The sequence below is a fragment of the Sarcina sp. DSM 11001 genome, from assembly GCF_900101015.1.
Taxonomy (GTDB): domain Bacteria; phylum Bacillota; class Clostridia; order Lachnospirales; family Lachnospiraceae; genus CAG-791.
Genome location: NZ_FNFZ01000022.1, coordinates 65,907 through 78,914, shown reverse-complemented (window position 1 = coordinate 78,914; position 13,008 = coordinate 65,907). Strand labels below are relative to the sequence as shown.

The 13,008-nt window shown below is 50.9% G+C and carries 14 protein-coding genes; 5 read left to right on the top strand and 9 right to left on the bottom strand.

The window, feature by feature from the left end; genetic code table 11:
* The coding region (gene tnpA, locus BLT02_RS12195; RefSeq protein ID WP_139187595.1) for an IS200/IS605 family transposase at window positions 1-227 on the top strand (227 nt) is incomplete at its 5' end.
* Between the two features lie 331 nt (window positions 228-558).
* Here tnpA and BLT02_RS12190 read toward each other — a convergent pair.
* Entirely contained in the window at window positions 559-1,092 is a 534-nt protein-coding gene (locus BLT02_RS12190; protein ID WP_092995848.1) for an SEC-C metal-binding domain-containing protein, read from the bottom strand.
* Window positions 1,093-1,458: 366 nt separating this feature from the next.
* On the opposite strand from BLT02_RS12190, the gene BLT02_RS12185 reads away from it, so the two are divergent.
* From BLT02_RS12185 to BLT02_RS12175, 3 genes are all read left to right on the top strand, one after another.
* Entirely contained in the window at window positions 1,459-2,328 is an 870-nt protein-coding gene (locus BLT02_RS12185) for an ABC transporter substrate-binding protein (protein ID WP_092995822.1), read from the top strand.
* Between the two features lie 204 nt (window positions 2,329-2,532).
* On the top strand, window positions 2,533-3,252 hold the full coding sequence (locus BLT02_RS12180) for an amino acid ABC transporter permease (RefSeq protein WP_092995820.1): 720 nt from the start codon (window positions 2,533-2,535) through the stop codon (window positions 3,250-3,252).
* 106 nt (window positions 3,253-3,358) lie between these two features.
* Entirely contained in the window at window positions 3,359-4,081 is a 723-nt protein-coding gene (locus tag BLT02_RS12175) for an amino acid ABC transporter ATP-binding protein (RefSeq protein WP_092995845.1), read from the top strand.
* A gap of 184 nt (window positions 4,082-4,265) precedes the next feature.
* Here the strand turns inward: BLT02_RS12175 and BLT02_RS12170 are convergent, their stop codons facing one another.
* A complete protein-coding gene (locus BLT02_RS12170; RefSeq protein WP_175453819.1) occupies window positions 4,266-5,288 on the bottom strand; it encodes a DUF362 domain-containing protein in 1,023 nt (340 codons plus the stop codon).
* Between the two features lie 240 nt (window positions 5,289-5,528).
* A complete protein-coding gene (locus tag BLT02_RS12165) occupies window positions 5,529-5,930 on the bottom strand; it encodes an aldo/keto reductase (protein ID WP_242869800.1) in 402 nt (133 codons plus the stop codon).
* A 344-nt stretch (window positions 5,931-6,274) separates the two neighbouring features.
* Here BLT02_RS12165 and BLT02_RS12160 point away from each other — a divergent pair, with 344 nt between their 5' ends.
* Complete coding sequence (locus BLT02_RS12160; RefSeq protein WP_207649408.1) at window positions 6,275-7,480, top strand: DUF3089 domain-containing protein; 1,206 nt, start codon at window positions 6,275-6,277, stop codon at window positions 7,478-7,480.
* A gap of 22 nt (window positions 7,481-7,502) precedes the next feature.
* Here the strand turns inward: BLT02_RS12160 and BLT02_RS12155 are convergent, their stop codons facing one another.
* The 6 genes from BLT02_RS12155 to BLT02_RS12130 form a co-directional block, all read right to left on the bottom strand.
* Window positions 7,503-7,937 (bottom strand): hypothetical protein, encoded by a 435-nt coding sequence (locus tag BLT02_RS12155; RefSeq protein ID WP_092995817.1) that lies wholly within the window; start codon window positions 7,935-7,937, stop codon window positions 7,503-7,505.
* A 90-nt stretch (window positions 7,938-8,027) separates the two neighbouring features.
* Window positions 8,028-8,975: a diaminopimelate epimerase gene (dapF, locus tag BLT02_RS12150; RefSeq protein ID WP_207649407.1), complete on the bottom strand. Its 948-nt coding sequence runs from the start codon at window positions 8,973-8,975 to the stop codon at window positions 8,028-8,030.
* A 102-nt stretch (window positions 8,976-9,077) separates the two neighbouring features.
* Window positions 9,078-10,031, bottom strand: coding sequence for a class I SAM-dependent DNA methyltransferase (locus BLT02_RS12145; protein ID WP_092995814.1), 954 nt, complete (start codon window positions 10,029-10,031; stop codon window positions 9,078-9,080).
* A 12-nt stretch (window positions 10,032-10,043) separates the two neighbouring features.
* A complete protein-coding gene (locus BLT02_RS12140; RefSeq protein WP_092995811.1) occupies window positions 10,044-11,135 on the bottom strand; it encodes a pyridoxal phosphate-dependent aminotransferase in 1,092 nt (363 codons plus the stop codon).
* A 47-nt stretch (window positions 11,136-11,182) separates the two neighbouring features.
* Window positions 11,183-12,235, bottom strand: a complete 1,053-nt coding sequence (hydE, locus tag BLT02_RS12135) for a [FeFe] hydrogenase H-cluster radical SAM maturase HydE (protein WP_092995809.1) — start codon at window positions 12,233-12,235, stop codon at window positions 11,183-11,185.
* A gap of 44 nt (window positions 12,236-12,279) precedes the next feature.
* Window positions 12,280-12,993 carry a hypothetical protein gene (locus BLT02_RS12130; RefSeq protein ID WP_092995806.1) on the bottom strand — a complete coding sequence of 238 codons (714 nt, stop codon included), beginning with the start codon at window positions 12,991-12,993 and terminating at the stop codon, window positions 12,280-12,282.
* Window positions 12,994-13,008: the final 15 nt, after the last annotated feature.

Sequence of the window (13,008 nt, the reverse complement as noted above, 5' to 3'; positions counted from 1 at the left end):
TTTGCATCGAGTTGCCACCCAAATACAGTATCTCCAGCTTTATGGGTTACCTCAAAGGCAAGAGTGCGTTGATGGTTTTTGACCGACACCCGGAGTTTAAGACTCGGGGAGATAAGGAATTCTGGGCACGAGGCTACTACGTGGAGACAATTGGCAATATAGATGAAGCAACAGTAAAAAAGTATATTCAAAAACAGATTGATGAGTCTAGGAAAGGGAACGATTAACCCTTTCTAAGGGTAGCCAAGTAACAGGCTTGCGAGATCGCCCTTTCAGGGCAGCCACGCAATCGCCCTTATAGGGCTTATCAGACCACCACTTGAAGTGGTGGTTCGTGATTTGCATTTTTGTAAATAGCATTTTCAGCAAATTGTATTTTCAGCCAATTTCATTCTCAGTGGATTGCATTAAAAAGACCACCAGTGTTTTGCAGGGTTCTCTCAGTACCGCAAAGCACAGGTGGTCTTTATGTTCAGGATATTTATTTTTTAATAATCAGGCTTCTAATCAGACTTCACGCCCCGCCAGATAAAACGGAAAAGGAATTAAAAAGCTGGGTCAGCCATTGCTTGTCTCAAACCGGTTAGCGCCGTTTCTGCCGTGGCATTTTTTGTATTTCTTTCCGGAGCCGCAGGGGCAGGGATCATTGGGATAGATCTTCTGGGCCTTTTTGACCGTCCCGGACTGCTTCTGTTCCAGATAGAGACGCTTGCGGGTCTCCTCATCATAGATCGGTTTCCACTCTTCCAGCTCGTAGAGCCACTCCGCGCCGGCGGCGACCATGTTCTTAAAGAGCCTTTCCTTGTCAAAACCGAGACTGACAACTGTATCCTCGTCCATCTCGTCGATCGGGTTGGGAGTTTTCAGGCTGTCATTAATGCCGTCAAGGAAACCGACCATGGTCATCAGGTCGATCCCGTATTTTTCGGCAAGTTCCTTTACAGATCCGGTCACCTCAACATCCGGATCCTTCAGAAGCTGCGCATAGATCGTCTTTTCCTTTTCAAAATAATCCGCCCAGAGCCTCTGCAGATCCCCTTTATTTGCCGACTCATCATAAGCCTTGTCGCGCCACTGCTTTAATAAACTCATATCAATAAACCGCCTTTCCATTTTGGTTTCCGCTGTTCTGCTTCGCAGTTTTCAATCTTTTTCAGACAATGTCTACTTTATCATTTTACATCTGTTTTGTCCATACAGGCTGTCTCTGCAGGCTGATCTGTTTCCGGCGCTGAAGTTTCCAGCACTGAAGTTTCCGGCACTGAAGTTTCTGGGGCTGAAGTTTCATGCGCTGAAGTTTCCAGCTTCAGCTTTCCGGCGGTTTCAGGCGGTTTCAGGCTGAAGGTTCAATTCTTTTCGAAAAGCTGTTGCAGTCACCGACTGAAATGAATATAATAGAAAAAGTTTTGTATTTTTTTATATAAAACAATTATTTCTATATTAAGGAGGATACTTATTATGAAAAAGTATGCAGCTTTATTACTGGCCGGCATGATGGCCCTCTCCCTTGCTGCCTGCGGCGGCAGTTCCAATTCTACCACTGCTCCGAAGGCCGAGGACACTTCAGCAAATGCCAACGCTGGTGAAGCCGTCACCACAGGTGAAGCTGAAGCCGCTTCCGCAACAGACGCTGCGGCTGCTGTCACTACCGTTTCGAATGGTGAGCTCCACATGGCGACCAATGCCGCTTTCCCTCCCTACGAAATGTCCGCTGATGACGGCGGCTACGAGGGAATCGACGTAGAAGTGGCTGAACTCATCGCACAGAAGCTTGGTCTCACACTTGTTGTCGACGACATGGAGTTCGGTTCTGTCATCACTTCCGTTCAGAGCGGTAAGGAAGATATCGCTATGGCAGGTCTGACCGTCAACGAAGAGCGCAAAAAGAACATCGATTTCACTGACTCCTATGCCAAGGGTGTTCAGGTCATCATCGTCCCTGAGGATTCCGATATCCAGACCGCTGCTGATCTCGGAAACAACAAGATGATCGGCTGCCAGCAGGGCACGACCGGTTCCATTTACTGCCAGGATGATTACGGCGAGGACAAGGTCACGGATTACACCAACGGCGCCATGGCTATCGAAGCCCTCAAAGCCGGCAAGGTCGACGCAGTTGTCATCGACAGTGAGCCCGCCAAGCAGTTCGTAGCAAAGAACGAAGGGCTCAAGATCCTTGACACCTCCTATGTCGAAGAAGATTATGCGATCGGTGTTTCCAAGGATAATCCTGCTCTCTGCGAAGCCATCAACAGCGCTCTGAACGAGCTCATTGCAGACGGTTCCGTACAGCAGATCATTGACAAGTACATCAATGCCAATGAATAATTAATCCTCTGTACACAGCTTGATCATGAACTGATAAAAAGGGAAACCGGTGACGGAGCGCCGCCGGTTTCCCCGTATCACAGACAGGAAAGCTTTTTTAATTCATTCTGATTGATCTGAAATACTGAAAATTGATCTGAAGTACTGAAAAAGGTTTTCCTGTCTGTGCTGCATAGAGGGACGCTCCGGAATAGGGAGGTTGTTTTGGCGTCATTTTGGCAGAATTTGGCGGACCAGTTTTACCAGAGTTTCATTGAGGCGGAAAGATGGAAACGCTATCTGGAAGGAATCAGAATCTCATTTATGGTCACTCTCGGTGCGCTCGTCATCGGCATCATTCTGGGTATTCTCGTCGCGGTCATACGAACCCTTCATGATCAGAAAAAAGGGAGTGACCGGAGTCCGCTGTTAAATATTCTCAATAAATTCTGCGAGTTTTATACTACTGTCATCCGCGGCACGCCTATGATGGTACAGCTCCTGATCATGGGATTTGTCGTCTTCAGGACAAGCCGCAATCTGGTGGGTGTTGCCATCCTCTCACTGGGCATCAACTCCGGCGCCTATACCGCAGAGATCATCCGCAGCGGTATCATGTCGATCGATCCCGGTCAGATGGAGGCCGGACGGAGCCTTGGTATGGACTATATCACTGTCATGAAGGATATCATCATTCCTCAGGCGATCAAAAACATCCTGCCGGCTCTGGGCAACGAACTCATCACTCTGTTTAAGGATACTTCCCTGGTCACCGTGATCGGTCTGACTGACCTGACAAAGGCAGCCCAGCAGATCCAGGCCAAGACTTACCAGGCCTTCATGCCTTATAACGGTATTGCCATCATGTATCTGCTTGTCGTCCTGGTCCTGACCCGTCTCCTCGCCGTCCTGGAAAACAGACTGCGGCAGAGCGACCGGCGATGACTGTACTGATCAGTTTTCGATTATAGGAAAGGAATCCTTTATGAGTACAATGATAAATAACGGATCTGCAGGCCCGGCGGCAGCAGACGGAGAAAACAGCGAAGTTCTGATCCGTGTGGAGAACCTGGTAAAATCCTTTGGGGATCATGTCGTCCTCAACGGGATCTCCCAGGAAATCCGCAGGGGAGAAAAGGTCGTCATCATCGGTCCCTCCGGTTCCGGTAAATCCACCTTCCTCCGCTGTCTCAACCTCCTGGAGGAGCCCACATCCGGAAAAATCTATTTTGGAGGCATTGATCTGACCGACAAAAACACTGACATCAATGCCGTCCGCCGCAAAATGGGCATGGTCTTCCAGCACTTTAATCTCTTCCCCAATATGACTGTCCAGCGCAACATCACTCTGGCCCCTGTCCGGACGGGATTCATGAAGCAGGAGGAGGCAGACGAAAAAGCAATAGAGCTCCTTAAACGTGTAGACCTTCTGGACAAGGCAGATGCCTACCCCTCCAGTCTTTCCGGCGGACAGAAACAGCGTATTGCCATCGTCCGCGCCATGGCCATGAACCCGGATATGATGCTCTTTGATGAGCCCACCTCCGCCCTTGACCCGGAAATGGTCGGCGAAGTTCTTGAAGTCATGAAGGAACTGGCGGAATTCGGTATGACCATGGCTGTCGTCACGCACGAAATGGGCTTTGCAAGAGAGGTCGGCACCCGCGTCCTTTTCGTCGACGAAGGAATTGTCAAGGAAGAGAACACTCCGGACGAATTCTTCTCTCATCCACAGAACCCCAGACTCCAGGACTTCCTGTCCAAAGTGCTTTAAGTCTTGAGCCTTGCGGCACCACATAGCACCACTTTTCCGGGAAGTAAAATAAAAAACACCTGTGCAGCACCAGACCAGTGCCGCACAGGTGTTTCTTTTATTCTTCATCGCGCAATACCCGTGACTCAGTCATGGGATATGCGCGCATGGGATACGCGCGCAAGACTGCGGGCGAGTCTTGAATTTACTCCGTACCGAAGGGCTTGACACCCTCTACAGCGTCTGCCGGACTGATGCGGGTCTCTCCCTTGTCGATATCGATCAGGATATAGCGGTCATTGCCCATGCCGAGCTCTTTCATGTAGGTGAGCTGGCGCATCCCGTGCCTGGAAGTCATTCGTTTGACCAGGTCCTTGTGATCCTCTTCGGACAGAGCAAAGACAAGGTCGACAGAGGCCTGGTCAACGGCCAGAATGTCCGTGGAAGCCAGGATTCCGATATTGGGTGTGACGACAGGGGCCGCTGCAACGCCTTCGCAGTCACAGGAAACGGACATGTTGCGAAGCACGTTGACAAAGGTGATGTTCTTTCCAAAGTGGTCGACGGTACCCTTGGAGGATTCCGCCATTCTCTCCATGAGCTCCTCCTGGGCGATATCCCAGTGATTGAATTTACCGGTCCTGGTGTGGATCTGCGCCTTGCCGCCCAGGGCGTCCGCGCAGCCGATCCCGATGTTCTTGTTGGAGCCGCCGAAGCCTCCCATCATATGACCCTTGAAATGGGTCAGGACAAAAAGGGAATCATAGTTGAGCAGGTGGCTGCCAACTGAGATCTCAGGGATCCACTTGGCTCCCGCGACCGGGAGCATGGCTGTGCCTTCCTCATCCATGATATCAACGGGGCAGAAAGTCCAGCCGTTGTGAGCGATCGTCTCGCGATGCTTCTCGGTCGAATCGCGGTCACCGGGATAGAAGGTATTAGTATCAACGATCTTAGCGTCCTTCAGTTCCGGCTGCTTCTCAACCAGGTTCTTCACCCAGGGCCTGGGAATGATGTTTGGGCCGTCCTTCTCACCGGTGTGGAGCTTGATCGCCACCTTCCCGGTCATATTTCCGTTGACTTTGTTATAGATTTTCCGAAGTCCTTCCGGAGAGAGGTCACGGGTAAAATATACGATCGATTCATTCCCGGTTCTCTCTTCTACAGGGATATATTTCTCCCCGCCTGTCCCCGGAGCTTTTTCAGCAACCATTTTTACATCTGCCATCCTGTTTCCTCCTGTTTTTGACTGTTTTTGACTGCTTATTACTGCTCGTTCCTGGTCTTAACAGTTCCTTACTATCCCTTTGTCTCCTGCTGCCTTTTCCGTTCTTAAAATAAATCCGCGTAAAAATGAATCAGACTGTTCAGGGTTTCTTCTTTTCCGGCTTTAAATACCGGAGTCTTGTCTCCCTGACGGGTATAGCACTATTCATATTTTATCATTTCAAGCGGAATATTCAAATTATCAATTTTTCAAATTTACAGCCAAATTTGCAGCATTCTCCTCAGTACCAGTCATGTTTTCATCGCGGTCCAAAGCACTGATCGCCGCCATTTCTTCATCTGACAGTTCAAAGCCGAACAGATCGAGGTTTTCTTTAATGTGCTCCGGATTGGAAGAGCCGGGGATCACCACGATTCCCCGCTGCAGATCCCACCGAAGGATCACCTGGGCAGACGATACACTGTGGGCTTTCGCGATGGACCTGATCGTTTCATCGCCAGGAAGCTCCGCCGTATGGCCCCGGCCGCCGTTTTGCAGAAGTGTCTTCAACGAATTCACGCAGGTGTCATGATCCAGCGCATAAGTGCCAAGTCCCATGATCGGCATGGTATAACCGCTGTTCAGAAGGACTGTAATTCTCAAAGTCAAATTCTCCTACAGGTTTTACGGATCCCGTACCTTCCTTCAGGGAGAAGATCACTGTCGGATCCCCCTCTCCAAGCACAGCCCGGATCTCCTCCGGAGACATCCCCTGCACCTTTCCAAGACGGATGAAACTCACCTTACACAGATGCTCCAATCACAGACAAAATCAGGAATCTTTTCCATCATTTGCAGGTCAGATAGTTTTTATAAATCCTTATATCTATGACTAACAGCAAAACAAAAGTAGTATAATAAGTGCTGGGCAACTCTGATGCGGAGTGAACGATGTTTAAAAGATCCTTGATGATACTTAATGAGAAGCTGAAAGAGAGGATGAGATTATGTTGAAAAAGATGAAGAAATTGAAGAGAGCAGCCGCACTGTGTATAATAATCAGCCTGATTCTCTCTCTTTCCGCCTGTGGCGGAACGCAGAAGCCCCGGGAGAACGGCACTTCTGTTGGAGAAGATTCTCGTGAGACCTCATCGGTGCAGCAGTCACAAGAGGAAGGACTGGATACTGTGGAAGCGGTTGACTTCGCGACAGCTTCCCGGGAGGAAACTGCGGCGGCTGAAACTGCAGCAGCTGCAGCCGAAACTGCAGTACCTGCGGCCGAAACTGCAGATTCCGAAGCGATGCCGGATTATTCCAAAGCAGAAAACTGGGCTTATTTTGATCTGGGCGAACAGAAAAGTGCTGACCTCTTCCTTGTCTGCCCGACTGTTGATACTAAAGACGAATACAATATGTCCATGAACGATGAAGAGGTAAAAAAGAGCTTTTTTGGTGCACTGAACATGGAGCGCGGTATTTACGAAGACTGCACAAGAATGTTTGCTCCCTATTATCGCCAGGCTGCCCTGAAAATCTATGACCTGAGCCCGGAGGACCGGGAACCGTATCTGGAACTGGCCTATAAAGATGTGTCTGCAGCATTTTCCTGGTATCTTGAAAACAGAAATAATGGAAGACCCATTGTTCTTGCAGGCTTCTCCCAGGGTGCTGATATGTGTTACCGTATCCTGAAGGAATATTTTTCGGACAGTGCTCTGCAGGACCAGCTCGTTGCAGTCTATGCAATCGGCTGGCCGATGACGGAAGAGATGATCAGGTTAAATCCTCAGATCAAACCCGCGGCTGCTGAGGATGACACAGGTGTTGTCGTCACTTTTGAATGTGAGTCCGAGGAGCTTGCAGAGACCTTTATATGTCCCATCGGCCAAAAGGGAATCTCCATTAATCCGCTCAACTGGGTGACTGACAGCACTCCTGCGGACAAGTCTTTAAACGCAGGCGCCTGCTTCACGGACTACAGCGGCGGGATCAGGCGGGAAGTCACCGGTCTGTGCGGATGCTATATCGACCCTGAAAGGGGCGTCCTGAAAGTCACAGATATCACACCTGAGGAATTTCCGCCCATTCTTCCCATTCTGCCAGAAGGATCCTATCATCTCTATGATTACCAGTTTTTCTTCAGGAATCTTCAGCAGAATGTAGATTGTCGCATCAACTCTTATTTAAGGAACAAGACGAAAGATAAGGAATAATCCCTCACGCTGCCCTTCCTGTTCACGGATGGCCGTAAGGTCCCTGCAGGCCGTCCGTTGAGGGATAGGTCTGATGAGGCAGGTGTTTTAAGTGGCGTTCCGCGATCGCAAATCGTGTCTTTCTGACAATATCCACTGTCCTGCAGACCATCTCCTGCGCTGTGCCCATCGGGTTTTCCAGTTCAAAGAATTCCGTTTCCCTGAACTCTCCCTGGGCCATACCTTTCACATGGTGGGCAGTGACATGGAGTTCCCAGCACAGGACACCATCTTCTCTGAGCAGGACATTCCCGGCTTCGACTTCTACGGTCAACTGTGCCGGCCAGAGATAGTCAAGCAGCAGGGTCTCCTCTCCGCTTTCCCCGGAAATCCGGAGGATCCTGGCCCCGGTTCGTCCCTCTGCTTCTGTCTTTTCAAGTATAAAATCATATGTTTCAGTATGAAAGAGTACGCTCATAGCCTTCCTTCCCAATTGTTCCGTATGATTGGTTCCGTATGATTCTTGGTTCACGTTCTTAACCCGGGTTTAAAACCCGGGTTTTTGATTTTACACTGAGACTGTCCCCTCAAACACAGTCGTGGCCGGACCGGTCATCCAGACGATATTTTCTTCGGAATCCCATTCAATCTCCAGCTTTCCGCCAAGGACCTGTACTTCTATTTTGGGGTCAGTCACATTATTCAGCACTCCTGCTACGCAGATGGCGCAGCAGCCGGTGCCGCAGGCAAGGGTCTCTCCGCTCCCGCGCTCCCATACGCGCATTTTGACATGGCTCCGGTCGATGATCTGGACAAATTCTGTATTAACCCGATTGGGGAACACTGAGTTATTCTCAAACAGAGGTCCTGTTTTTTCTATGTCGAGATTGTCAGTGTCCTCAATATAGACGACGGCATGGGGGTTGCCCATGGAGACACAGGTCATTCTGTACTCGCCTTTCTCAGGGATCTGGATCGGGGCGGAGACAACGGGGGATTTTTCCGCACGGACGGGAATGTCCGCGGCCTCCAGAACAGGGGCGCCCATATTGACGCGGACAGCAGACACTGTCCCCCTCCCCGCTTTCTTTTCCTCCGCAAAGGTCTCAGATTCTTTATTATCAGAGTTTTTATCCGCACTGGACTTTGACTTGCCGGATTCTTCCGCATAGTATTCATCGGTATAAAGTGTCAGAACTTTTATTTTGCCGAAGCTTTCAACGGTGATCTCCGTCTTGTCCGTCATGCCCTTGTCATAGACGAACTTTCCCACGCAGCGGATGCCGTTTCCGCACATCTCGCCGCGGGTGCCGTCGGCATTCCACATCTCCATTTCAAAATCGGCGATCTCCGATGGATTGATGAAAATCACTCCGTCGCCCCCGATCCCGAAATGGCGGTCGCTGAGTTTTCTGACAAGCTCCGGCTTGGTCTCAGGATCGATCCTGTGGTCAAATCCGCTGATATAGACATAATCATTTCCGCAGCCATGCATTTTGGTGAAGTGTATTTTCATTCTCATTTCTCCCGGTCTTTTTAGTCTTTATCCTTGGTGTTTTCATCCAGCAGGCTCTGTTCTCCTGTAACAGCCGCCCTAATAGAAAAAACATATACGATATCACATCTGCGCGCTCTTACGTACTACCGCCATGGCACGTTCAGTGGTTTCAGTGATTTCCTCTCCTGTCTCCGCGTCCTGGGCCGTGATCCAGGTAAGGCCTGCGGATTCTGCGGCGCGTCTGAGCTGGTCCGGCTCATAGCCGCGCTGGAAATGGGTCTCGCGAAAGCGGTGGAACAGGGCGCCCTCTTTTTTCCATGGATCATCGTAGGGATAGGGATAATCGTCGGGGAAAACCTCCAGGCCCTCTTTTGATACAAAGATCGTGAGGTCATATTCGTTGATGCAGGTCTCGGGATCATAGTAATTGTCCCAGATAAAAGCGCAGTCGTCCCGGTTCTCGGCAATCGTCGAGTCACCGATCACATCCCGGTAGAGGTGGATGGTCTTGAAATCAAAGACAAAGACGCCGCCCGGCAGAAGTCCCCGCTCCACACAGCGGAACATTGCCTCCAGGTCCTCCTCCTTCAGGAGGTAATTGATGCTGTCTCCGGCGCTCACCATGGCACCGGCCGCGCCGTAGAGTTCGAAATCCCGCATGTCCTGAAGGGTATAGAGAGTGCTGCTCCCGGCCTCGATTTTCCGCTGCTGTGCGATCGCCAGCATGTCCTCGGAGAGGTCGATGCCGATCATGTCGCAGCCCCGCGAAGCCAGAAGCTCCGTCAGCTTCCCTGTTCCGCAGCCCAGATCTACGACAATATTTCTCTCCTCTGCAAGGTATTCCACGGCTGTCTCAGGCTCTGCTGTAATGTCTGTTTTAACACCTGTTTCACACTCTGCTTTAAAATCGGTTCTACCTGTTTCCCCGGCTGTCTCAGATCCTGCTTTAATGTCTGTTTCTCTCGGGAGTCCGTACAGCTCCAACAGTCTGCAGAAGCGGTCCGCCCACATCCAATATGGTTCCTGATCCATGAAGGTATCATAGACATAGGCAAAGTTTGTATAGCTTTCCAATGACTTTCCTCCTCAAGACTTCTCCGACAGGATTTCCTTCAAAGCCTTAACGACAGCATTCATCTGCTCGTCTGTTCCGATGGTGATCCGCAGGTAGTCGCTGATCCTGGGTTTGGCGAAGTGACGGACGATGATCCCGCGGGCGCGGAGGGCCTTCTGCAGGTCAGCTCCCGCAAAGGAGGGGTGACGGGCAAAGACGAAGTTGGATCTGGAATCCGGGAATTCAAATCCCAGGGCTCTGATCTCCGCCTTGAAGCGTTCCCTGGTATCGGCGATTTTTTTCGTCGTCTCTTCAAACCATGCGGTATCCAGGGCGGCAGCAGTACCGATCCGGATGGAGGGAAGGTTCATGGTATAGGAGTTAAAGGAGAATTTTACATCTTTCAGATATTTGATCAGCTTTTTGGAACCGACGGCAAAGCCGACTCTGGCACCGGCCATGGCGCGGGACTTAGAAAAGGTCTGGACCACGAGCAGGTTGTCATATATATCCAGAAGCGGAAGGGCCGTCTGACCGCCGAAGTCGATATAGGCTTCATCGACGATGACGATACTGTCGGGATTCCCGGCAATGATGCGCTCAACCTCTGCCGACGGAAGCTCCAGGCCGGTGGGAGCATTCGGATTCGGGAAAATGACCCCGCTGTTTGACGCTCCTGATCCGGCCGGAATGTAGTCCTTAGGATCAATGGAAAAATCGTCCCCGAGGGGAATAGTCCTGTAGGGGATCCTGTAGAGATCCGCCCACACGTCGTAGAAGGAATAGGTGATATCCGGGAACAGGATGGGTGCCTCCTCTGTAGCAGCTGAGAAAAAGGTCAGAAAGCAGAGGGCAAGAACATCGTCTGAACCTACGCCGACAAAGATCTGATCCGGGTCGACGTGATACTGGGCGGCCAGGGCTTCCACAAGGGGTGTCGCGTCCATGTCGGGATATAAGCGGAGCGCACTGCTGTCCCTGGCCAGCTGTTCAACGGCCGCCTGCACGCCCGGAGCCGGCGGATAGGGACACTCATTTGTATTCAGTTTGATGATATTTTTTTCCTTGGGCTGTTCTCCCGCCACATAGGGTTCGACTTTTCTGATCTTATCTTCCCAGGACATTACAGTACTCTCTTTCTACATCTTTTATGTCTTACACTGCTTTTTGATTATATGTCTTTTACTAAAGAATCACCGCGGGATATTGCGACATGGTATCCGATCTTTTCCATGCGCAGTTCCATGCACCTGCGGCATTCCGCGGCTTCATCACCTGTGCAGATCTTGCCGTCGTAGAGCATGTATTTTCCCCGCACTCCGGCGGGGGAAAGATTAGGCATGACGACGTTGGCTCCGGCCAGGATCCCCAGCTCCCGTCCCCGGGGATGAATGGTTCCCAGGGCAGTCGTCGCCGGCAGGAGCACCTCAGAATGCATGAGCCTGATGACCGCCAGCAGATGCAGGGTGTCCTCAAGGCTTCCCCGGTGATGATCGCGGAAGGGTGTATCTGTGTGCGGGATAAAGGGACCAATGCCGATCATATGGGGCCGGAAGGAATGCATGAAATACAGGTCATCAAGCAGGTGCCCGATCGTCTGGAAGGGACTTCCGACCATCATCCCGCATCCCACCTGAAAACCGATGTCTCTGAGGTCTTCCAGGCACCGGACACGGTTTTCGATCGTCAATTCAGCCGGATGGAGCCTGCGGTAATGTTCCGGGTTGATGGTCTCGTGACGAAGAAGATATCGCTGTGCGCCGGCTGCAAAAAAGGCTTCATAACTGCTGCGCGGCTTCTCTCCTATGGAAAGGGTCACCGCACAGTCAGGATGTCTTTCCCTGATCCGGGAAACAAGGGAACAAATCCTCTTGTCTGTATAAAAAGGATCCTCTCCTCCCTGCAGGACGATCGTCCTGAAGCCGAGCTGATACCCTTTTTCACTGCAGTCCAGGATCTCCTCATCTGAGAGCCGGTACCGCTGCGCATTTTTATTTGATCTCCGTATGCCGCAGTAGAGGCAGTCATTTTTACAGTAATTGGTAAACTCGATCAGTCCGCGCAGATAGACCTCTTTCCCGTAATGGGATTCCCGCACCTGACGCGCGCTCTCATACAGGGCATTTTCATCTTCCTGCGTCATGGTTTCCAGCAGAATCTGAAGTTCTTTTCGGGGAAGTGTGGTTTTTTCCCGCAGTTCCCTGATCCTTTTGAAATTATCCAAATCAGCTTCCCTTTCGGAGTGACAAGGCTGCAGTGAGGTGTTTCTTACTGACCTTCCTCGGAAAAAGCGGGCGCGGGAGTTTTCTCTTCATCATTCTCCCGGCTGCGGGCAGGTTCTGCTGCAGATTCCGATCCCTGTTCTGTTTCCGGTTCTGTTTCCGGTTCATCAGCCTGACCGGCAGCCGGTTTTGTTCCCGTGTTTTCCTGCTGTTTTTCCGTCTGCGTATTCACAGTCGGTTTTTCCTCCTGTTTTTCCGTCTGCGTATTGACAGCAGGTTTCTCCTCCTGTTTTTCCGTCTGCGCATTGACAGCAGGTTTCTCCTCCTGTTTTTCCGTCTGTGTATTGACAGCAGGCTTTTCGGCAGGCAGTCCCGTCTGTGAATTGACAGCAGGTTTTTCGGCAGGCCTGACTTCCTGAGGTCCGTCCTCACTGCTGGTTTTGTAGCCGTGGTAACTGATTATGACCTCTGTGTCCGCCGGAACCTTAACACCGGAGTCATAATTTGAATCTCCGCCGACAGTGATGGTCTCCACCTGTTCATACCTGACAACAAAGCCGTATTGCAGATCCTCGATCTTATTCGTTTTGATATTCGTAAAGCCCTTGTCCTGAAAATCCTCGATGACTTCCCTGTAATTGCGGCCGCGCTGCATTCTCATATTCGCGGGAGTCTCTACCATGTCGGCTTTGCTTCCCCCGCAGCCAGCCAGTAAAAGGGATAAAAAGAGCAGGCAGACCAGCTTACTTATTTTTTTCATAATCTGAACCTCCAT